Source organism: Amycolatopsis sp. NPDC104775 (assembly GCF_055583325.1).
Genome location: NZ_JBVJOE010000001.1, coordinates 1233896 through 1254489 on the forward strand (window position 1 = coordinate 1233896; position 20594 = coordinate 1254489).

The 20594-nt window shown below is 69.2% G+C and carries 20 protein-coding genes and 1 pseudogene; 11 read left to right on the plus strand and 10 right to left on the minus strand.

Annotated elements, in window-relative coordinates; all coding sequences use genetic code 11:
• Positions 1–12: 12 nt before the first annotated feature.
• Positions 13–531: a cupin domain-containing protein gene (locus ACZ63D_RS05365; protein ID WP_465353063.1), complete on the minus strand. Its 519-nt coding sequence runs from the start codon at positions 529–531 to the stop codon at positions 13–15.
• Positions 532–754: 223 nt separating this feature from the next.
• Here ACZ63D_RS05365 and ACZ63D_RS05370 point away from each other — a divergent pair, with 223 nt between their 5' ends.
• Positions 755–2239, plus strand: a complete 1485-nt coding sequence (locus ACZ63D_RS05370; RefSeq protein ID WP_465353064.1) for an aldehyde dehydrogenase family protein — start codon at positions 755–757, stop codon at positions 2237–2239.
• Positions 2240–2344: 105 nt separating this feature from the next.
• Here ACZ63D_RS05370 and ACZ63D_RS05375 read toward each other — a convergent pair whose 3' ends face one another.
• On the minus strand, positions 2345–2863 hold the full coding sequence (locus tag ACZ63D_RS05375; RefSeq protein WP_465353065.1) for a MarR family winged helix-turn-helix transcriptional regulator: 519 nt from the start codon (positions 2861–2863) through the stop codon (positions 2345–2347).
• Between the two features lie 87 nt (positions 2864–2950).
• Between ACZ63D_RS05375 and ACZ63D_RS05380 the strand changes: the two genes are divergently transcribed.
• Positions 2951–3391 carry a VOC family protein gene (locus tag ACZ63D_RS05380; RefSeq protein ID WP_465353066.1) on the plus strand — a complete coding sequence of 147 codons (441 nt, stop codon included), beginning with the start codon at positions 2951–2953 and terminating at the stop codon, positions 3389–3391.
• A gap of 38 nt (positions 3392–3429) precedes the next feature.
• On the opposite strand, the gene ACZ63D_RS05385 is transcribed toward ACZ63D_RS05380, so the two are convergent.
• The 4 genes from ACZ63D_RS05385 to ACZ63D_RS05400 form a co-directional block, all read right to left on the minus strand.
• The gene (locus ACZ63D_RS05385; RefSeq protein WP_465353067.1) at positions 3430–4233 is read right to left on the minus strand and encodes an SGNH/GDSL hydrolase family protein; all 804 of its coding nucleotides are present in this window, start codon (positions 4231–4233) and stop codon (positions 3430–3432) included.
• A gap of 22 nt (positions 4234–4255) precedes the next feature.
• A complete protein-coding gene (locus ACZ63D_RS05390; RefSeq protein WP_465353068.1) occupies positions 4256–5101 on the minus strand; it encodes a poly(ethylene terephthalate) hydrolase family protein in 846 nt (281 codons plus the stop codon).
• 13 nt (positions 5102–5114) lie between these two features.
• Complete coding sequence (locus ACZ63D_RS05395; protein ID WP_465353069.1) at positions 5115–5657, minus strand: CHAP domain-containing protein; 543 nt, start codon at positions 5655–5657, stop codon at positions 5115–5117.
• 140 nt (positions 5658–5797) lie between these two features.
• On the minus strand, positions 5798–6685 hold the full coding sequence (locus ACZ63D_RS05400; RefSeq protein ID WP_465353070.1) for an XRE family transcriptional regulator: 888 nt from the start codon (positions 6683–6685) through the stop codon (positions 5798–5800).
• 9 nt (positions 6686–6694) lie between these two features.
• Between ACZ63D_RS05400 and ACZ63D_RS05405 the strand changes: the two genes are divergently transcribed.
• The 5 genes from ACZ63D_RS05405 to ACZ63D_RS05425 all read left to right on the plus strand — a co-directional run bounded on the left by ACZ63D_RS05405 (position 6695) and on the right by ACZ63D_RS05425 (position 13410).
• Positions 6695–7672: an XRE family transcriptional regulator gene (locus tag ACZ63D_RS05405; RefSeq protein WP_465353071.1), complete on the plus strand. Its 978-nt coding sequence runs from the start codon at positions 6695–6697 to the stop codon at positions 7670–7672.
• A gap of 137 nt (positions 7673–7809) precedes the next feature.
• A complete protein-coding gene (locus tag ACZ63D_RS05410; RefSeq protein ID WP_465353072.1) occupies positions 7810–10779 on the plus strand; it encodes a trypsin-like serine protease in 2970 nt (989 codons plus the stop codon).
• A 380-nt stretch (positions 10780–11159) separates the two neighbouring features.
• Positions 11160–11468 (plus strand): copper resistance CopC family protein, encoded by a 309-nt coding sequence (locus ACZ63D_RS05415; protein ID WP_465353073.1) that lies wholly within the window; start codon positions 11160–11162, stop codon positions 11466–11468.
• A gap of 168 nt (positions 11469–11636) precedes the next feature.
• A complete protein-coding gene (locus ACZ63D_RS05420) occupies positions 11637–12488 on the plus strand; it encodes a formate/nitrite transporter family protein (protein ID WP_465353074.1) in 852 nt (283 codons plus the stop codon).
• Positions 12489–12636: 148 nt separating this feature from the next.
• Positions 12637–13410, plus strand: a complete 774-nt coding sequence (locus tag ACZ63D_RS05425) for a hypothetical protein (RefSeq protein ID WP_465353075.1) — start codon at positions 12637–12639, stop codon at positions 13408–13410.
• Between the two features lie 22 nt (positions 13411–13432).
• On the opposite strand, the gene ACZ63D_RS05430 is transcribed toward ACZ63D_RS05425, so the two are convergent.
• The 3 genes from ACZ63D_RS05430 to ACZ63D_RS05440 all read right to left on the minus strand — a co-directional run bounded on the left by ACZ63D_RS05430 (position 13433) and on the right by ACZ63D_RS05440 (position 15531).
• Complete coding sequence (locus ACZ63D_RS05430) at positions 13433–13954, minus strand: hypothetical protein (protein WP_465353076.1); 522 nt, start codon at positions 13952–13954, stop codon at positions 13433–13435.
• A 104-nt stretch (positions 13955–14058) separates the two neighbouring features.
• Positions 14059–14670, minus strand: coding sequence for a hypothetical protein (locus ACZ63D_RS05435; RefSeq protein ID WP_465353077.1), 612 nt, complete (start codon positions 14668–14670; stop codon positions 14059–14061).
• Positions 14671–15030: 360 nt separating this feature from the next.
• Positions 15031–15531, minus strand: a complete 501-nt coding sequence (locus ACZ63D_RS05440; RefSeq protein ID WP_465353078.1) for a hypothetical protein — start codon at positions 15529–15531, stop codon at positions 15031–15033.
• Between the two features lie 294 nt (positions 15532–15825).
• On the opposite strand from ACZ63D_RS05440, the gene ACZ63D_RS05445 reads away from it, so the two are divergent.
• From ACZ63D_RS05445 to ACZ63D_RS05455, 3 genes are all read left to right on the plus strand, one after another.
• On the plus strand, positions 15826–16506 hold the full coding sequence (locus ACZ63D_RS05445) for an ATP-binding cassette domain-containing protein (RefSeq protein ID WP_465353079.1): 681 nt from the start codon (positions 15826–15828) through the stop codon (positions 16504–16506).
• Complete coding sequence (locus tag ACZ63D_RS05450; protein ID WP_465353080.1) at positions 16503–18449, plus strand: YhgE/Pip family protein; 1947 nt, start codon at positions 16503–16505, stop codon at positions 18447–18449. The genes ACZ63D_RS05445 and ACZ63D_RS05450 overlap by 4 nt, the downstream gene beginning before the upstream one ends.
• Positions 18450–18620: 171 nt before the next feature.
• Complete coding sequence (locus tag ACZ63D_RS05455) at positions 18621–19079, plus strand: hypothetical protein (protein WP_465353081.1); 459 nt, start codon at positions 18621–18623, stop codon at positions 19077–19079.
• A 551-nt stretch (positions 19080–19630) separates the two neighbouring features.
• On the opposite strand, the gene ACZ63D_RS05460 is transcribed toward ACZ63D_RS05455, so the two are convergent.
• Positions 19631–19831: a hypothetical protein gene (locus ACZ63D_RS05460; protein ID WP_465353082.1), complete on the minus strand. Its 201-nt coding sequence runs from the start codon at positions 19829–19831 to the stop codon at positions 19631–19633.
• 166 nt (positions 19832–19997) lie between these two features.
• Here ACZ63D_RS05460 and ACZ63D_RS05465 point away from each other — a divergent pair.
• A pseudogene (locus ACZ63D_RS05465) lies at positions 19998–20592 on the plus strand (transposase); the annotation flags it as partial.
• Positions 20593–20594: the final 2 nt, after the last annotated feature.

A 20594-nucleotide genomic window follows, 5' to 3' on the forward strand; every position in this document is an offset into this window, starting at 1 on the left:
CGCGATCACTGCTCAGCGAGTGACGCCGTGCATCGGCGAGGTCGGCGGGTAGGTGGGCAGCTGTGGCTTCTGCGCGCCGATGATGACGCAGAACAGCGCGTCGGTGTCGCCGGCGTTGCGCAGGCTGCGCGGCACCCCGGCGGGCACCCGGATCAGGTCGCGGTAGCCGAGCACGCGGGTGGCGGTCTTGGTGCCGTCCTCGACGTCGTGCACGGTCACCTCCAGGGTGCCCTCGAGGACGAAGAACGCCTCTTCCACGTCGTGGTGGGTGTGCTCCGGGCCGATCGCGCCGACCGGCAGCCGCATGTTGGAGAAGGTGAAGTGCTCCGAGGGCAGCTGGCGCGCGTCGCCCTCGTGGTTGCCGGTCGCGCCGGAGCCGATGTAGCGGATCTGCGCGCGGCGGAACTCGTCGCCCTTCGCGGCGGCCTGGAAGCCGAGGGTGTCCCAGTCCTCGTACCGCGTCTCGCGAGCGGCGATGCACGAGTCGATGAGCTCATCGAGGTGCTGGTGCTTGCTTTCGGTGGTGGTCATCGCGGGGCAACTCCTCCGGTGGTCCTCGGCGGGCTCGCCGCCGAATGCCTTAGGTCTAAGAGACTTACTGATAAGCGTTGTACCCCGGACGCTGTGATCCGCACAACCCCTTAGCCCTAAAATTCTTTCCGGCGCCCTCCCGGCGGACCGGGCCTTGACGAAATCTTAGTCCTAAGGTTTCCTCGGTCGCGCCCCCGTCATCCGCGCCGAAAGGACGTCCGCCATGCAGCCCTTCCCCGTCCCGCCCGACGAGATCCCGGCCGGCGGCGACTGGCAGCGCGGCGGCGGCCCGGCGTCCGCGTGCGTGGACCCCGCCGACGGTTCGACGATCGCCTCCATCCACGCCGCCGACACCGCCCAGGTCGACGCCGCAGCCCGGGCCGGTGCCGCGGCCGCCGCGGACCCGGCGTGGCGAGACCTGTTGCCGCACCAGCGCGCCCGCCTGCTCAGCCGCGTCGCCGACGCGATCGAAGACCACGCCGAACACCTCGCCCTGCTGCAAACCCGCAACACCGGCAAGGCACTCGGCGAAACCCGCGCGCTGGTCGCGAGCGCGGCCGGAACGTTCCGCTACTACGCGGCCGCGCTCGAAACCCTCGAAGGCGAACTCCCGCCGAGCCGCGGCGCGCACCTGACGATGAGCGTGCACGAACCGATCGGCGTCGTCGGCGCGATCACGCCGTGGAATTCGCCGATCGCCAGCGACGCCCAGAAAATCGCCCCAGCGCTGGCCGCCGGGAACGCCGTCCTGCTCAAACCGGCCGAAGCCACTCCCCTGGTCTCGCTGGCGCTGGCCCGCCTCGCGCACGACGCCGGTGTCCCGCCCGCACTGCTGTCCGTCCTGCCCGGCCCGGGCTCGGTCGTCGGCGACGCGATCGCCCGCCACCCGCTGGTCGGCAAACTCGCCTTCACCGGCGGCACCGCCACCGGACGCGTGCTGGGCCGGATCGCCGCGGACCGGATCATCCCGGTCACCATGGAACTGGGCGGCAAATCCCCGACGATCGTCTGCGAGGACGCCGACGTCGAGGAGACGGTCGCCGGAATCCTGTATGGAATTTTCTCTTCGACCGGGCAAAGCTGCATCGCCGGATCGCGGATCTTCCTGCCGCGCAAGCAGTACGACGAATGGGCTGGCCGCCTGATCGCCGCCGCTTCGGCCCTGCGACTCGGCCCCGGAGTCGATCCGGCCACCCAGGTCGGACCGCTGGCGACGTTCGCGCACCGCGACAAGGTGGCCGCGATGGTCGACCGCGCCCGCGAAGAAGGCGCAGTCGTTCGTTGTGGCGGGCAGATCCCTTCCGACGAACGCCTGTCACGCGGTGCTTACTACCCGCCCACCCTGCTGGACGGCCTCACCCCGGACGCGAAGACGTGCCAGGAGGAAATCTTCGGCCCGGTCGGGGTTCTGCTGCCCTACGACGACGAGGACGACCTGGTCGCCCAGGCCAACTCGACCGTCTACGGTTTGGCGTGCGGCATCTGGACCGCCGACTACCGCCGCGCGCTCCGCCTGGCGCGCCGCGTGGAGGCCGGGACGGTGTGGATCAACACGTACAAGCAGTTCAGCATCTCGACCCCGTTCAGCGGCACGAAGGAAAGCGGACTCGGCACGGACAAGGGCCGCACCGCAATCCGGAGTTATCAGCGGCAGAAGAGCCTGTATGTGAGCTTGGCGGACGAGCCGATTCCGTGGGCGCGGGGCTGACCGGGTGCGGCTCGGTCTTGAGTCGGCCGAGCGTCCTCGCGCCGTTGACCTCCACGGCAGGCGCGAGGAATCCCCTCTCCGCGAAACGCGGGAATCGCCCCTCGGTCAGTCGCCGAACTCGGCCTGGTCCAGCGACCGCTCCAGCTTCGCCAGCAATTTCGCCAGCTGGGCCCGTTCCGTCGCGGTCAGCCCGGCCAGCATGCGGTTCTCGTTGGGAAAATGCTCGTGCATCACCTTGTCGGTGGCCGCGAGCCCGTCCTCGGTGAGGCCGATGAACACGACCCGCCGGTCGTCCTCGTCGCGTTCGCGGCGGACGAGCCCGGCCTGGACCAGTTTGTCGACCCGCTGCGTGATGCCGCCGGTGGTGAGCAGGTTGGTGTCGGCGAGGTCGCCCGCCGTGCGCCGGTAAGGCGCGCCGCCCCGGCGGAGCGCGGCGAGGATCCCGAAATCCGCCACCGTGATCCCGTGCCGGGCGAACACGCGCGTCAGCTGGCGCTGGTAGCGATCGAACGAACGGTGCAACCGGCCGAACACCGCGAGCGGCGACGCGTCGACCTCCGGCACCTCGGCGCGCCACTGCGCCAGCATCTCGTCGACCTCGTCCGGCTCGGTCCGCTTCGCCATCCGGCACCCCCCGTGAATAGCTTTGCACTAAGAATAGCATCACTAAGGTTTCGGGAGCGGCCGCGCGCGAGGGCTAGGGTGACGCGCATGGCGGTCAAACGGATGGACAACGTCCTCATCGTGGTCGAGGATCTCGACGCGGTCATCGCGTTCTTCGTGGAACTGGGCCTGGAACTGGAAGGCAGGGGCCCGCTCGACTGGCGCGGCGCGGAACGGGTGGTCGGATTGCGGGACGTCCGGCAGGACGTCGCGATGCTGCGCGTCCCGGACGGCCCCGGCCGGATCGAACTGGCGAAATTCCACCAGCCGAAGGCGGTCGCCCCCGAGCCGTGGAACGCCCCGGCGAACACGCTCGGCCTCCGCCGGATGATGTTCGCGGTGGACGACCTCGAAGAGACCCTTTCCCGGCTGCGCGCGCACGGGGCCGAACTGGTCGACGAGGTGGTGCAGTACGAGAATATGTTCCTGCTGTGCTACGTCCGGGGGCCGGAGAATATCGTCGTGGGGCTCGCGCAGGAACTCGGCTGAGCGAGCCGGAAGCGGTGCCGCAGCACCGCTTCCGGCTGTCAGTAGCCCAGCGCTTTCCAGGCCACGTCGGCGATCAAGCCCTGGCCCTTCACACTCGGGTGAAAGTAATCCACAGTGGACACGTCACTCGGGTCGAACCGGGTGGCGAAACCGGCGCCTCCGTCGTATTCGCACTGCGCGTACTCGGCGCACACCGCGGCGAGCTGGGCGTTGTAATCGATGATCCGCTGCCGGAAAGCGTCGCGCCGTTGCTGGTCGGCCGGGGCGGTCGAGGTCGGGTTCGCCAGCAGCGCGTCGCATTCGTGGAAGAGTCCCCACTTGGCGACGGCGGACTTGTCGGTGTGCAGGAGTGCCCAGAGCTGGTAGATGTCCGGGATGGACACGACCTTGACCTGAGAGTCGGGCAGCCCCTGCCGCAGGGTCGTCATCGCCTCCTTGAACTGGTTCGCGAACGTATCCACGGCGGTGCCGCCGCTGCAGGCGTCGTTGTTGCCCATCAGCACGGTGACCAAACCGGCGTGGCTGCCCACCGCGGCCTTCGCCTGCCTGGGCAGGTCGCTCATCCGGGCGCCGCTCACCGCGAGGTTGTAGTTCGCGACGTCCGAGCCGAGCTTCCGCAGCCGCTGGGAGTAACTGTCGACCGTGGTGCCGGTGGCCCACGAGTTGCGGACGCAGTCCGTCCACGGCAGCGCACAGGTGTTGAACGCGCGCGTCATGGAGTCGCCCAGCGCGGCCATCGACGTGGGGTACGCCGCGGCACCGGCCGGTTGGCACCCGAGCACCGCGGTCACCGCCGCCACGCCGGCCGCCGCGGCCCAGCGAGCGACTGATTTACCGCTCATTCCGTTGTCTCCTCAAATCGTTCTACACACTGTCGGCGCGGCTGTTCCGGGCGAACTCCGACCAGGCCGCGGTGTCTTGGCGCAAGTCGGGGCCCGGACCGTAGAACACGCTCTTCGCGGCCTGGTCGCCCGCCAGGTGGTACTGCAGCCAGGCGGTGATCGCGCCGATGAGCCGGTACCGCGTGTCGCCCTGCAGGAAATGCGTGGCGCCGCGCAGCTGCCCGTAGACGGCCGGGACCTGGTCGCACGCGGCGAAGCGCGCGCGGACATAGGGCGCCGGGACGATGATGTCCGCCTGCCCGGACACGAAGAACGCCGGACCGTGCAACGCACTCACGCTGCCCTGCGGCCCCGGCATGACCGGAATGGTGGTCTTGACCAGCGGGTCGGCCCCGGCCGCGATCGCACCGCCGCCACCCTGGGAGTGGCCCGCGGCAGCGATCGCCGCGGTGTCGATGCGGTCGTGGAAAATGCTGCCTTGGCGGGCGTTCTCCGCGATCAGGTACTTCGCTCCGTCGAGCATCTCGATGCCGGTGCCGGACTGCCCGGTGTTCGCCGCGGCGACGACGTAGCCCCAGCTGGCGAGATGGGTGAACAAAAGTTCGTACTGGTCGACGGTGGCACCGGTTCCGTTGCCCCAGATCAGCACCGGGTGTTTGCCGGTGCTCGACGCGAGGTCGGCGGGGTAATAAAGGGTGTGCGCGCTGTCGCCGGCAGCTTTGACGGGCTGGTGCGGACCGTCCTTTTCATAGTCACGGGCGGTGGTCGCGACGCTGGACGGAGCCGCCGCGGCTGCTTGCGGCAGCAGCGCGACAGCGACCGCCGCCGTTGTCGTCCCGAGGAAGGATCTCCGGCTGAAGGACCGCATGTCGGGCTCCGCGTCAGTTGTAGAAATGGATGTAGCGGAACGACGACGCGTTGACATCGTGGACGAGGTAATGCCCGTCGCCGGTCCAGTTGTAATCCTCGACGGTCACCGTTCCGCCGTGCACGCTGTCGACGATCGCGACGTGGCCGTAGGTGCCGTTGTCGGTCTGGGCGATCGAACCCGCGGTCGGGTTGTTGTCGACGCGGTAGCCGTGGTTGCGGGCGTTGTCGTCCCAGTATTTCGCGTCGCCGTAGTTGTTCGCGCTTTCGCCGTGGCGGGCGATGTTGAAGGCCGCCCACGAGACGCACTCGCGGTTGTACATGTTCCAGTCGTCGACGACGGAGTCCTGCGGGACGTTGCGCCACTTCGCGGGGTAGATGTCGCCGATGGTGCCCGCCGTTGACGAGGCCGGGACGGTTCCGAAGTGCGCGGCCATCGACGTCGCCTGGGCAGAAGCAGCGGGAGCAGCGGTGGTCGCGGTAGCGGTGGCCGTTCCGCTGGCGACGAAAGCGGCGACGGCGGCGAGGGTCAGAATGGCGCGGGAGGGTCGGCGCATGGGGAGAGCCTTTCGGTATTCGGGGAGTAAGTGCGCCGTGACGGTAAGTCGTTGATCACTTGCGAACCAGACCTTTGTGGACAACTGGTCCGCCGGGGAGAGTTTTGCCTGGTCGACGCCGGTTGTTCACAGAATTGGCGTCACCATTCCCAGCCGGTGCCGTAAATGCCGGGGCGGACGTCGCGCAGCGCCAGCGTCGTGGTGTGCGTGGCTCCGGCCGACAGCGGGCTGCCGGGGTGTTCGGGACCGCCGAGGCCGCGCTGTTCGAAGGACCGGACGCGGCGCGGGACCCGCGAACCGAAGCTCACCTGGCACACGTACTCCGGGACCGGCCGGGTGAACCGCCGGTGATAGTGGTCGATCGGCGAGCCCGGCGGGAACCGGATCTCGTACTCCACGATCACCACCTCGCCCAGCGCCAGGGCGTGTTCCAGGCGCAGCTCGCCCGCGATCATGCCGGTTTCGCGGTCGACGCAGACCCGGCCGGTCCGGGCCGAGCGCACGTAGCGGTAAACCGGGTCGGCGGTCAGGAACGAGTCGGCCTGGTAGTAGGCCATCAGCCGGTCCACGCCGTCGACGGCCGCCTCGGCGACCATCCGGACCTGCAGCGCGCGCTCGCCGCCGTGCTCGTCGAGCAGCATCCGGTCGTGGATCGACCAGAACGACAGCTGCCCGTCCGGCGGCGGTTTCAGTTCTTCGGCGAACGCCCGCAGCCGCGGCCACAGCCGGCGGCGTTCGATCCGGCAGGCGGGTTCGCCGAGCCAGCGTCCGCGCGGCGCTTTCGGGCCGAGCCGCGACGTCAGCGTCCCGGGTTCGAGGCTCAGCACGGATTCCAGCTGCGCGACGGCGGCCATCGACGTCTCGCGTTCCGGTTGCGACCGGCCGCGCCGCCAGTAGGACAGCGCCGAGCGCGAGAGCCGGACCCCGCGCGCGGCGAGGTGGTGCTGGAGCCGGTCGAGCGACAGCCCGGATTCCTCGATCGCGGTGTCCAGCGTGACCGCGAACGAGCCTGCGGAAGGCCGAGTCACGATTCCAGCATGATCTTCCGGACAGCGGTCGCGGAACCCACGAAAGTCCGCTCTTCCCGTGCGGGATCCGACGAACGACGCTGGTCCGCCGCGCGGCCGCGCGCCACAGTGGACGGCGTGCAGTCGTTCGCCAGCGCGCTGGACGCCGCGATCAGCGGAGCCGGGCTGACCTTGGACCGGTTGCGCGAGCACCTGGCCGCCCGAGGGGTGACGGTGTCGCGCAGCGCCTTGGCGTACTGGCGGTCCGGGCGGTCGTTGCCCGGCCGGGAGACGTCGCTGCACGCGGTCGTCGAGCTCGAGCAGGTGCTCGGGCTGGGCGCGGGCAGCCTCACGGCGCTGCTCGGGCCGCAAGACCGGCAGTGCTCCCGCGCGCAGCGCGCTCCCCTGCTCGAACGGCGGCGGCTCTGGCCCTCGGTGCGCCCGGCCTCGCTGGAGTTCGAGCTGCCTCCGGAGGACCAGGTCCGGCTGTGGTCAGTGCACGACGAGCTGGTCGTGGACGACGACTGCCAGGAACGGCTGCTACGGGTGCGCGTGGTGGCCGAAGCCGCCGTTGACGGCGTCGTCCGGATGGCGACCTACTACCAGACCGAAGACCGCGCGCGGCAGCCTCCGCGCTTCGCCGCCGGGCACTGCTGCCGCGCGGGCCGGGTCCGGGTCGACGCGGACAGCGGGCAACTGGTCGCCGAATTGATCTTCGATCGGGTACTGCGAGCCGGGGAGGTGGCCGCGGTGGAATACGAATTGGCGTTTCCCACCGGCCTCCCGGTGCGGGGATACCACCGCAGGCTCACCCGGCCCGCGCCGTTGTACACGTGCCGGGTGCAATTCGGTTCCCAGGTCCCGGAAAGCATTCGCCGTTTCGAACAACGCGATCTCGCCGCGCCTCGCCGCAAGGTGGAAGAACTGCGGGCGACCGGCAGCGGCGCGGTGACCTTGGCCGCGCGAGAGGTCCGCGCGGGCATCATCGGCATCGATTGGACCTGGTAGCAATTCTGTGAACGCGGCCCGTTGAACAGGGGAAATCCGGGCCGCTCGGCGTGGTTTCCACTTTTCGTGGCCGAGCCGGGAACACGGTTCTTACGGTGCCCAGTGCTGTATTCCTCCTCACAACTCCGGAGCAGCGCATGCGAAGTCCAGCTCTCCTTGTGGCCGCTTTCCTGACGACTGCGGCACTTTCCCCGCCCGCGGCCTTGGCGGCACCCCCGCCGCTGGTCCCACTGAACACCGCCCCCGCTGTCCCCGCGGGCGCCACCGCGGACAGCTCCGCCCTGCCCGGCCAGGTGACCGTGTCCGTCGCGCTCAAGCCTCGCGACGCGGCGGGAGCCGAGCGATACGTCGCCGACACCGCCAATCCGAACTCGCCGCTGTTCCACCATTACCTGAGCGCCGCCGAGTACACCGAGCAGTTCGGGCCCACCGCGGGCGCGGTCGAGCAGGTGCGGAAGTACCTGTCCGGCAAGGGTTTGCGCATCGACGACGTCACCGGCAACCGGCAGGTCGTCACCGCCTCGGGCACGCCAGGCGCGGTGGAAAACGCGTTCAGCACCTCGCTTTCCGGCTTCCGTTCCGCCAAGGGCGAGCGGTTTTACAACGCCACCAAGGCAACCGCGGTCCCGGCGGACGTCGCCGCCGTCGTCCGTGGGGTCACCGGCCTGACGAACCGGCCCGCCGCGCACCGGGCGAGCGCGCCCGCCGGCCCGGCCGGACCGGGCGGCGGCTACACCCCGGCGCAGCTGCGCACCGCCTACAGCATGACCGGCACCTCCGCCAGCTACGACGGTTCGGGTGAAACGGTCGGGTTGATCGAATTCGACACCTTCAAACAGTCGGACATCGACGCCTGGACGCAGTACTTCAAGCAGCCCGCGGTGACGCCGCAGCTGGTGAAGGTCGACGGCGGCGTGTCCAGCCCCGGCAACAACCAGATGGAGGTCACCCTCGACATCCAGGCCGTCGCCGCGACCGCGCCCAAGGCCAAGCAGGTCGTCTACTCCGCGCCCAACACCGACCAGTCGTGGGTGCACGAAATGGCGCAGATCGCTTCGGACAACAAGATCACGATCCTGTCCGGCTCGTGGCTGAACGGCGAGATCTGCGAAGCCGACCCGATCGCCGCCTCGCACGACTCTTACACCCAGCTCGCCGCCCAGGGCGTCACGATGTTCTCGGCCTCGGGCGACTGGGGCGCCACCGGCTGCGGTTACAACCAGGACAACTCGACCATCCAGGCCGACTACCCGGCGAGCGACCCGCTGTTCACCGGCGTCGGCGGCACCCAGCTGCGGACATCCGACAGCGCGGGCACCTGGCAGTCGGAAAGCTGCTGGAACCAGGGCGGCACCGGCAACACCCGGTCCGGCGGCGGCTACTCGAAGATCTACGACCGGCCGGACTGGCAGCCCGGCACGAACAAATACCGCTCGGTGCCGGACGTCTCGCTGCTCGCCGACTACGGCGCCGGCGCGCTCTCGGTGTACATGAACGGCGGCTGGCTCGACGTCGGCGGCACCAGCCTGTCCTCCCCGCTGTGGGCGGGTTACGCGGCGATGCTGAACCAGAAATCCCTCAGCGGCGGCAAATCCCGGCTCGGCCAGCTCAACCCGAGCATCTACAAGATCGCCGGTTCGGCCGATTACGCCTCGACGTTCCACGACGTCACCTCGGGCGGCAACGGCACCTACAACGCGGGCACCGGCTACGACCTGTGCACCGGCTGGGGTTCCCCGAAGGCCGACGCCTTGGCCGCGAAGCTGACCGGCGGCGACACCCCGCCGCCTCCGGCTCAGGACTTCACGCTGTCCGCCTCGCCTACCTCCGGCAGCGTCGCCGCGGGCAGCTCAGCCAGCACGACGGTCACCGCCAACGCGGTCAAAGCTGCCTCGCCTGCTTCTTCGCCGAGCGTCGTGGGCGGCACTCCGACCACCACGGCGGAACACCCGTTCATCATCTCGATGCGCCGCGAAGGTTCGGCCTTCCCCGGGCAGCAATCCTGCACCGGCACGCTTTTCGGACCGCACACCGTATTGCTGGCCGCGCACTGTCTCCTGGAGAAGCCAGGTCACAAGTGGTTCGTCTATGGCGACGACGACCTCACCCAGAACACCGGCACCACCGCGGAAATCGCGTCGCAGTGGGTCCACCCGGACTACACGGACTGGGGTATCGGCGCGGACGTCGCGGTCGTGACGCTCGACAAGGACATGCCGGTTCCCGCCGGGATGACGTACCCGAAGCTCGCCACTGACACCAGCCTCGACGCCCCCGGCACGAAGGGGATGTCGATCGGCTGGGGCGAAACCGGCGCGAACACCTACAGCAACGTGCTGCGCCAGGCCGACGTCCCGGTCGCCGAGGACAGCGCCTGCAAGGGCAAGTACACCGATTCCCACGGACAGGAGGAGTACAAGACTCCGGCGATGCTGTGCACCGGGTACGCCGACCACCACGCGGGCGCGTGCATCGGCGACAGCGGCGGCCCATACCTGGTCGGCAACACTGTCGTCGGGGTGTTCTCGTGGATGTCGACCTCGTGCGACTGGTACGCCGTCTACGCCCGGGTTTCCACCTACGCCGCGGCCATCTCCCCGCACCTGCCCGGCGGTGACAACCCGCCGCCGCCGACCGGAGCGATCAGCCTGACCGCCTCCGGGCTGCCCTCGGGCGCGACGGCAGCGTTCAGCCCGGCGAGCGTGGACCTCGGCGGCCACTCGACGCTCACCATTTCCACGAGCGCCACCACTCCCGCCGGTACGTACGACGTCACGATCTCCGGCAAGAGCGCGAAATCGACGCAGACGACGCACTACCAGCTGACCGTCACCGGCGGCCAGCCCTCGGCTCTGTCGCTGGCCAACCCCGGCAATCAGAGCAGCTGGACCGGCAAAGCGGTGAACCTGCCGCTCCAGGCCTCCGGCGGCACCACCCCGTACCGGTGGTCGTCGACCGCACTCCCGCCAGGTTTGACGCTCGACGCGGCGTCCGGAGTCGTGTCCGGAACGCCGACGCGAGCTGACAGCAGGCAGGTGACGGTCACGGTCGCCGACGCCTCCGGCAAGACAGCCGCGGCGACGTTCTTCTGGTTCGTCTTCGGCTGATTTCCTTGCCCTGCGACGAGGTGCCGTCCTTACCCCCGGGGCGGCACCTCGTCGCGATTCAGGCGTTCACGCTTTTCGCGAGGTCAACAGCAGCAGGCACCCGATGGCGACCGCGGTGACCAGACGAGACAGCCGGTTGGCTCGGCGGGGCGGGACTGGCCATTGTGGACGATGACGACAGCGCGGCAACGACCGGCGCCGCCGCGACAGTGCGGCTCGGAGCGGGAGCGAGGCGGGAAACAGGGGCGACAGCGGAAATGCGCGTCGTCGGTGGCGACGGTGGTGCTGGTGCGACGGGGCAGGCCGGACGATGATCGGGGCGCGCATCTCCGGATGCACGGAGCGGTAAGAGGCTGGACAGCGGATTCACCGAGTCGGCCGTGCTCGGCCCGGACGGCGCGACGCATGGGGAGGCCGCCGCCCCGACGGTCGCCGGAGCCGTTCTTTCCGCGCCGGTGAAACCGCTTGGCCCGGCCGGAAAGTACACTGTGGACTATCGGATCGGGTCCGCCGACGGGCATCCGGTGCCCGGTTACTCTTCCTTTACCCTGACCCAGCCCGGGCGCCGCGGCATCGGCGCCAACGAGAACGACGTGCCGCCGTGGGTCTGGGTGGCCGCGGCCGCGGTGCTGCTGATCGCGGGCGGAATCGTCGCGGCCCGCCTCTCGCGCGGCCCGGCGCGGGACTGAACGCATGCCCGCTCCGTCCGGTTACGCACCGGACGGGGCAATTCACCACCGCCGCCTCCGGCTGTGCGCAGTTGGACACCAGATGCTGATCACCGCGCTACCGGGACGCAGAGTCCGCGGGATCGAATGCCAGCGACACCCGCCCCCTCGTCCGGAAAGGCTTGCCCCATGCCGATTCCCGTACCCCAAGCCCTCGACCTGCAGGCGGACGTCGCCGACGGGAAAAACGAGGAACTGCGCCGCCCCGGCCGCTACCTGGTGAGCGCGATGCTCGCCGGGGCGTTCATCGGCGTGGCGGTCGTGCTGCTGCTCACCGCGACCGGTCTCCTCACCGCGGCGAGTTCGCCGTGGACGAAAACGGTGCAGGGCCTGGTGTTCGGGATCGCGCTGACCACCGTGGTGTTCGCCGGCGCGGAACTGTCCACCGGAAACATGATGACCATGGTGCAGGGCGTCCTCGTCCGGCGTCGCGGAGCCGCCGCGGCCGCGGCGGTGATCGTGGTGTCGTTCGTGGGCAACCTGCTCGGTTCGGCCGTCTTCGCCTGGCTCGTGCACGAAAGCGGAGTGCTGTCTGTCGGCGCCGCCGCCGGGCACCCCGGCCCCGGCGCGGCTCTGCTCGCGAGCCTGGTCAAGGCGAAGACCGCGGAATCGGCGAGCGCGCTGTTCTTCCGCGGAGTGCTGTGCAATTTCCTGGTGTGCCTCGCCGTGTGGATGGCCGCGCGCACGAAGTCGGATGGTGCGAAGCTGGCGCTGATCTTCTGGTGCCTGCTCGCGTTCGTCAGCTCCGGGTTCGAGCACGTGGTCGCCAACATGACGACCTTCTCCCTCGGGCTGATGGACGACGTGCCCGGCGCGACGATCGGCGCGTTCGGCCGCAACCTCCTGTTCGTCGGCCTGGGCAACCTCGTCGGCGGCGGGCTTCTCGTCGGGGCCGCGTACTCCCTGCTGGGCAGCCGGTCCCGCGCGAGCCAGCCTTCTCCGTCGCCCGCGCCGGAAGAACTCGCCACTACCGGCGGCTGACCCTGGCTTCGCCAGCCGAGGCGGGCCTCCGCGCCCGCCTCGGCTTCGTCGCGCCCGGTCCGGTTTTGTCGTCACAAGTACCGAGGTGCGCGGGAAATCCCCTCAGTAGCGTGTGGCCCGACCCATCCCGGAGAGGACCGCGCCCCCAGTGGACACCACCGCCGAACTCGGCCCGTTGACCAGTACGCATCGCGTCGACAACCGCGCCCGGCGGCGCGTCGGGCTCGGCATGAGCGCGATCGGCGTGGGCGCGGGGGTGCTGGGGCTGCTGGTTTCGCAGCTCCCGATCGACCGGGCGGTCGCCCGCATCCTCGGCATCATCCTGGGGCTCGGGATCGCGTTGCTGATCGTCGGGATCCACGCCGTCGTCACCGCGGTCCGCGGCGGGCCGGGCGAACGCGTCGACGTCCACGAGAACGGCATCGCCTACCGGACCAAGCGCGGCGTCCGGCAGTGGAGCTGGGACCGGATCACCGCGATCCACCTCCGCCAGACCGACTCCTCGAACCCGCTCGCGCTGAAACTGCGCACGGACTACTGGTGCGACGTGAAAATCGACGGCAAGCGGCAGCTCGTCATCACCGGAATGACCGACGAGCCCGAGGAGCTGGTGCGCGGGCTGAAGCGGCAGCGGCCCGACGTCTACGACGGGAACCCGCCGCACCCGGTGGTCCGGCTGCGCTGGTGGTGGCTCGGCGCGGGCGTCGTGTTCTTCGCCGGGCTCGCCGCCGCGGTCATTTTCCTGATCACGCATCCGGACACCGAGGTCCAGGTCACGCACGGCAACTTCACCGAGATCACCAACGTGCCCGCGGTCAGCAAGGACGCGCAGCCGTATTTCTACGGAGCCATGCTCGCCTGCTTGATTCTCGGGATCACGGGCATCCGGCTGTTCCTTTACGCCACTCGCGAACGCCGTTGAGACTCCGCGGCAGGCGGACGGGTCAGGCCTGGTGATGGACCAAGGTGGCGCCGGTCCGGAAGTCCTCGAGAACCGCGGTGATCGACCGGTGGCGCAACACGCACGTATAACCCGGGTCGGGCGTCACCTTCGCCTCGATGGGGAACTTGGCGATCCCGGCGACGACGCCGTCCTTCACCGGGTAGTCCTTGGCGGCTGAGCCGGTCGCGGACGCGTGGATGTCGAGCGTCGACTCGCCGTTGGTGCAGAAAACCGTTACGTCGCCGGTCACTTTGACTGAAATCGTGGTCGTGCGGCTTCCCACGGCGACATCCACCTCGCGGAACGAGACCGTCGCGACGACGCCGTCCCAGCCGACTTTGGTGGCCTCCGGCACGAAGTGCGCCGTGGCGGCCGACGCGCCGTTGGCTCCGGCGGCCAGGAGCGCCGCGGTCGCCGCGGCGGTCGCGGCGAACCTCGCCGGAATCCGCCACGCCGATCCCGGCGATCCGCGCCCGTCCGGGCGGCGCTTGGCGAGCAGAGCACGATTTTTCCCGAAAAACATGCCGACCCCTTGTCCGGTGCCCGAGCGGGGAGAAAACGAGAACCCGGCGGCGACTGGCCCGGCAGAGCCCGCACCACTCGCCGCCGTCGCTGACGCGTTTCCGGTCAGACTTGCTGGAAGTCCACCGGCACGTCGTTGTTGTTCTGGTCCTTGGCCCCGCCGGAGGCTCCGTTGACGACCGTGAAGTCCTTAGTCGTCCCGTCGAGCTGCAGCCGCAACGTCTCGAAACCAATCCGCAGACTGGAAACGCCCCGCAGGTTGGCGGCCGAAACCCGGAATTTGACGTCGATGGCGACGTCGATCAGCTGCTCGCTGTGGAAGACCTCTTTGAGCACGCTCCGGCTGCTGTCGTGCTTGAAGTGGACGACCCACACCTTCCAGCTGTCCGACGACGGAAGGTTGTAGACCTGCCACAGGCTCTTGAAGTTGAAGGTCCGGAGCCGGCCGTGGATCTCCCCTTCGAGATCGAAACCGTGCGACTGGACCACGAGGTTCTGCAAGGAGCTGAACCCGTGGAACGCCGTGACATCCCCGGTCAGCGCACTGCGTCCGCTCGGGACGACGTCGAACTGGCTGGAAGACGCCTCGATCGCGGGCAAGCTCACTACGCCGCGCGGAGCGGCCGAAGCCGCCGTCGCCCCGGTGGCCAACGCCACCACGCTGACCGCGACGGCCACCACCGCCCGCGTGCATGCTCTCCAGGCACGATTATCCATTTCTGCCTCTTTTCCTGTCCGGGATAAGACACGTTTCCGAAAGGGGGCTTTCGACGGCTCGCGCCGCCGCCGAGCCACGCTGGTCCCGAGTTCGGCAGAAAGAATGCTGGCGGAGTTGTCCCTCGCTGGCAACGGAAATCGTGACGATTGGCCACGATGGCCGACCGTCCGCGACCGTACGGACCACGAATTCGATAAGGGCGGCGAATATTACGCCGGACCCGCTGCGCCGTTCAGCGCGAAAATCAAGTATGGATTATTAAATAACGCACTGGCCGCGAATCCGGCCAAAGTCCGCCGGGTCGCCTCGCGCACCATGAGTTGCCCGCTGGGCGAGCGCCCAGCGGGCAACGACCGCGATCAGCGAACGGTTTTGGCTTCGGCGATATAGCGGCTCGACTCGGGCAGGAACGACAGCACGACGCCGACGACACCGCACACGGCGGAGACGTAGCCGATCACCGTGCCCTGCCCGAAGAGCAAGGAAAGCACCTGCAAGGCGGTCAGGATCGTCAGCACGATCCGGGCCCAGTTGCGGCCCGCGCGCAGTTTGAACGCGAACAGCAAGTGCAGCAACGCGACCACGAGCGCGATCACCACGCCGATCGAGATGCCGATCGTGGCCGCCTGGTCGATTTGCGCGTCCGTGAGCTGCTGGCCGTTCTGCCCGTTCGCTCTGTGCATCGCGTCGATCAGCGCGTCTCTCGAAAAGAACAGCAGCACCGCGCCGACCGCCCCGACCACCGTCGCGGCGACGAATGCCCAGAACGCACCGGTCACCGTTCCGGGCCGTTCCAGGACTCCCGCGCGCTCCGCGGGCCGGTCGGAGGAAGAGGAAGGGTAAGCAGGCATATCAGTCATGCGACGAAGGTGGCACAACGCAGGCGCCCACGCAGCATGAAACGCGAAACTCTCTCCGCAAGTCGCATTTCCGGGAAAATTCTTCATCGTCGCGCACAATTCTGGTTTAACGCGCCGACTCAGCGGGTACTAACTGGCGTTCTCTTCGGCCATCTACGAAATCAATGTTGTGCGCACCGAAAAGACAAGAATCCGCGGCGGCGACGCTGTCGATGCCGGGCGAGGGACCCCCGGCGGGGTCGTGCCACTCTCCTCATCGTGCAAGCACCGGGCTGCCGCGGTTACGGTCCGATCATGCAGTCAGGTGTGCCGATCACCGCGCGCGGGCTCGGCGTGCGCGGACCGAGGGGACCAGTATTCGAGAACGTCGACCTGGACGTGCCCGCGGGCGGGATCCTGGTCGCGCACGGGGCGGCCGGGACCGGCCGGACCTGCCTGCTGCTGGCCCTGGCGGGCCGGATGCGCCTCAACTCGGGCGCGGTGCGGGTGGGTGCGCACGTCCTGCCCGGCGGCCACCGGGCAGTCCGGCGCACCGTGGCGGTGGCCGCGGCGGGCCCGGCGCTCGAGCTCGAACCCCGGTTGCGGGTCGACGAGCTGATCGCCGAACGCACCTGGCTGGCGCCCGGCGTGACGGCCGCCGCCGTGCGGGACGCGCTGGAGGTGGTCGGCCTCGACGTCCCGGGAACGATGACGGCGGAGGAACTCGGTCCGGCCGGTTCGACACGGCTGGCGATGGCGCTCTCCCTCGCCGAACGGCCGGGCGCGATCGTCGTCGACGACCTCGACCGGGACTGCACCCCGGACCAGCGCCGGGAAGCCTGGGCGGCGGCCGGGCGGGTCGCCCGCACCGGCGTCACCCTGCTCGCCGGCGCCGCCGGCCCCGCGCCCGCGGCCCTGGACACGATCCCGCTCGCCCTCCCGGTGCTCAGCGCGGACCGGTTGCCCGGCGACTCGGCACAGGAGGAAGCCCGATGAAGGCGGTACGGCTCGCGGCCGGCGAACTCCGGCGGTTCCGCGGCAGCCCGCTGCGCCGACTCGTCCCGGTGGTGCTGTGCCTGGTCCCGCTTCTCTACGGAGCAATGTACCTGTGGGCGAACTGGGACCCCTACGGCAAGCTGAGCAGCATCCCGGTCGCGGTCGTCAACGAGGACCGGCCCGCGCAGGGTCCCCAGGGCGAGCCGATCGACGCCGGTTCCCAGCTCGTCCAGCAGCTCAAGGCGGCAGGCACTTTCGACTGGCATTTCACCGACAGCGGCGAAGCCCGTGCCGGGCTGACCGAGGGCCGCTACTACTTCACGATCACCGTCCCGCCCGACTTCAGCGGCAAACTCGCCACGGCCGCGAACACCCGCCCCGAACAGGCGGGAATCGGCATCGAACTCAACGACGCCAACAACTACGTGGTCGGCATCATGACCGAGGTAGTGCAGCCGGAGCTGCAGGACCAGATCAACGCCGCCGCCCACGCGGCGTACGTCCGCAGCATTTACGGCGAGCTTTCCGACGTCCGGGACAAGCTCACCACCGCCGCTGACGGCGCGCACCGGCTGGTCGACGCCACCTCGGTCGGGCAGCAGGCCGCCACCGCCCTCGTCTCGGGCACGGACACCCTCCGCCAGGGCACCGCACAGATCTCCGGCGGCGCGGACCGCGTCTCCCAGGCCGTGCACACGCTCGGCGCGCAAGCCCGAAAGCTTGGCCAGACCGTCTCCGATCAGCTGCCCGCCGCCGCGGCCACCCTGAACGGAGTCACCAGCGTCACCGCGCGGGGCCTCGCCACCGCGCACGCGGGCACGTCGCGGGTCAGCCAGTACACCCAGCGCGGCACCGCCGACCTCACCCAGCTCGGCGACACCTTCCCCCAGCTGCGCGGCGATCCGGTCTACCAGCGCGCACTCGCGAATTCCCACCAGCTCGCCGACGCCGCCGCGCGAGTCGACGGGGATACCGCGGCGGCCGACCACACCGCGCAACAAGCGTCCCAGCAAGCACAGTCCCTCCAGTCGAACGTCGGAACGGCGCAGCAGAACATCACCGCGCTCAACGGGTCGACCACGCTGCTCGACAACGGCGCACAGGACATCAGCGCCGGCACGCACACGCTCACCTCGGGGCTGACCACGCTGACCAAGGGCGCGACCACCGCGCAAACCGCCGCCGACCAGGCGCACAGCGGCGCGGCCGACCTCTCCGGCGTCGTCGACGACAGTCTCAAGCGCATCCCGCAGACCAACCCCGCCCAGATCGCGCACGCCGCCGAAGTACTGGGCAACCCCGTGCACGTGGACCGGCACAACCTCAACCCGGCCGGCGTGTACGGCCGCGGCTTCGCGCCGTTCTTCTTCGGAATCGCGTTGTGGGTGTTCGGCCTGTTCGCCTACCTGCTCCTGCGCCCGCTGAACAAACGCGCGCTCGCCTCCCGGGTCTCCGCCGCCACCATCGCGACGGCCGGCTGGCTCCCCGGCGCCGCGCTCGGCTGCGCCGGCGCACTGATCCTGTACGCCGTCGTCGACTTCGGCCTCGGCCTCGATCCGGTCCACCCGCTGCTGACCGTGCTCCTGCTGCTCGTCGGCGCGGCCTCGTTCGTCGCGATCGACCACTTCCTGCGCACCGCGCTCGGCGCTCCCGGAGACGTGCTGTCCCTGGTCCTGCTCATCCTGCAGCTGACCTCGTCCGGCGGCCTGTATCCGATGCCGACGACCCCCGGGTTCTTCCAGTTCCTCAATCCCCTCCTGCCGATGACCTACCTCGTCGACGGTTTGCGCGTCACCGTGTCCGGAGGTCTGGGCAGCCACCTCGCCCGCGATTTCGCGGTCCTGGCAGGCTTCGCGATCCTGGCGCTCGTGGGCACCAGCCTCGCCGTCAACCGGCAACGAAGGTGGACGGTTTCCCGGCTTCACCCAGAAATCGAACTCTGACGCGCTTTTCGCGGTCTCGACCACGGTGAGCACACGGCCGCTGCCTCCGAGCCCTGATCCCCGCTCCACCGCCCTGGTCGAAGGCTCGTGCCGCAAGCCGACCGACGAGAATCACCGCGCTCGCCCGATGTCCCTGTAACCCTGCCGCGTATCTGCGAGTGCAGACAACAAATGGGCGAGAACAGGGAGGATCCCTTGCGGTACAAGCACATTGCGGCGACCACGGTCGTCGCCGGATTGCTCAGTCTTGTCGTCACCGGCAACGCCGAGGCCAGCCGGCGGTGCGGTCCCACATCGGAGGCCGACGGTGTCGGGAACATGGGAACGTCCTGGACGCTAAAATCCAAACACGACGACGACGGGCCCGGCGGAAGCTTCGTTGTCGGCGAGGAATTCGAGATTCACACCAACGTCCCCAACCAGGTGTGGACGATCACGTTCGCCGACAACGGGCAGATCTTCTTCACCGGAGACGACGTCTCGACAGCCACCGGAATCCGGGAGCAGCACGCGACCGCCAACCACCCGGGCACCAACCAGCACATGACCGCGCACGCGCTCAACCACACCACCGGCGAGATCATCGACGCCGCCGTGGACGTCGCCCCAGTCCCCGCCTGCGGCGGCTGACCACGGGTCCCGCCACCATCGTCCCCTCAGCGGCAATCCGCTCCGAGGACGATGGTGGCCGAACCTCCGCGTGCCACGCGACACCGTCGAGGCGAGCGGCCATCCCTCCGGTGACGAATTCCGCCGCCTTACCCACAGGCTGATGACACCGTCCTGCTCGCGCTGCGCCGTTCTCCGGCGAATGGCCGTCCTTGATCGGAGAATCGCTGCGGGGCGACGGCATCCGGCAGCGCGTCGCCGACCGCCTTCACCGGAGCGACGCGGCTGAGATCGGCGAACTGTCGTGCGGTCCCCCGCTCCCGCTCCGGGTCCGGATCAGGGAACAGCGCGGCACACTTCTCCTGCGGCAGGCGGCTGCCGCGCTCGGATGAAGTGCACAGTCACGCCAGTCAGGTCCGTTTCGCCGCAGCGGCCGCTCGGAACGCGCGCAGTTCGGTTTCGAGCGTGCCTCGCTCCTCGTCGCTCAACCTGGCGATGACCGAGTGCGGGCTTGCCCGCCGCCGCGCGCAGATCTTGCACGTAAGCCCGTCCGGCGTCACTGAGCCGGAGCGTCAATTCCGGCGATTCTGTGCGTTCGGCAACCGCACCAGAAACCAGACAGCCTCCAACTGATCGAACAGGCGACTGGTCAAAGGCGTCGTCGAGCCCAGAAGGTCAGCCAGAGACCGCGGGTTGCGCCCGTCGTAACGGTCCAGCGCGACCACAGCGCGCACCTGCGACAGCGCCTCACGCGCATGGTCGAAAAACCTCAAGCAGTCCGGCAGTGTCCGACACCGCGGCCCCAGCTCGTTTCGCGGAGCTAGGCCTGTGGGTTCGGTTCGCTACGTTTACAGTGGCATCCCCGGTCGAGCCGTCGCCCAAGCCTGCCGCCGCTTCTCCGAGCCCCGATCGAAACTGATCCCGCTTTCCCTTGCAGGGGCAGACCTGCTGCGAGACTGCAAACGGCGCGGGATACGCGCCCCGGTGCTCGCGGCCGGCGATGGTGCGCTCGGGTTCTGGAGGGCGTTACGTGAGGTGTTCCCGAGGCCCGGGAGCAGCGGTGTTGGTTTCACAAAATTGCGAATGTTCTTGCCGCACTACCGAAATCCGCGCACCCCGCGGCGAAGAACGCCCTGGCCGAGATCTGGAACGCCGAGGATCGCCAGCACGCCCTGGAGGCCGTCAGTCGGTTCACGGGGCCAAGTTCCCCAAAGCGGCCGAGAAGATCGCCGACGACGTCGACGAACTGCTGGCCTTCTACGACGATCCGGCGGAGCACTGGATTCACCTTCGCACGACAAATCCCGTTGAATCAACGTTCTCGACTGTGCGGCACCGGACCAAGGTCACCAAGGGGCCTGGTTCCCGGGCGGCCGGGCTGGCCATGACATTCAAGCTGATCGAGTCGGCCCAGACTCGCTGGCGGGCGGTGATCGCACGCCAGCTCGTAGCGCTGGTCCGCGCCGGTGCCACGTTCGTCAACGGCAAGCACGTCGAACGACCCGACGGCCAGACCTCACCCACAGCAGCCTAAAG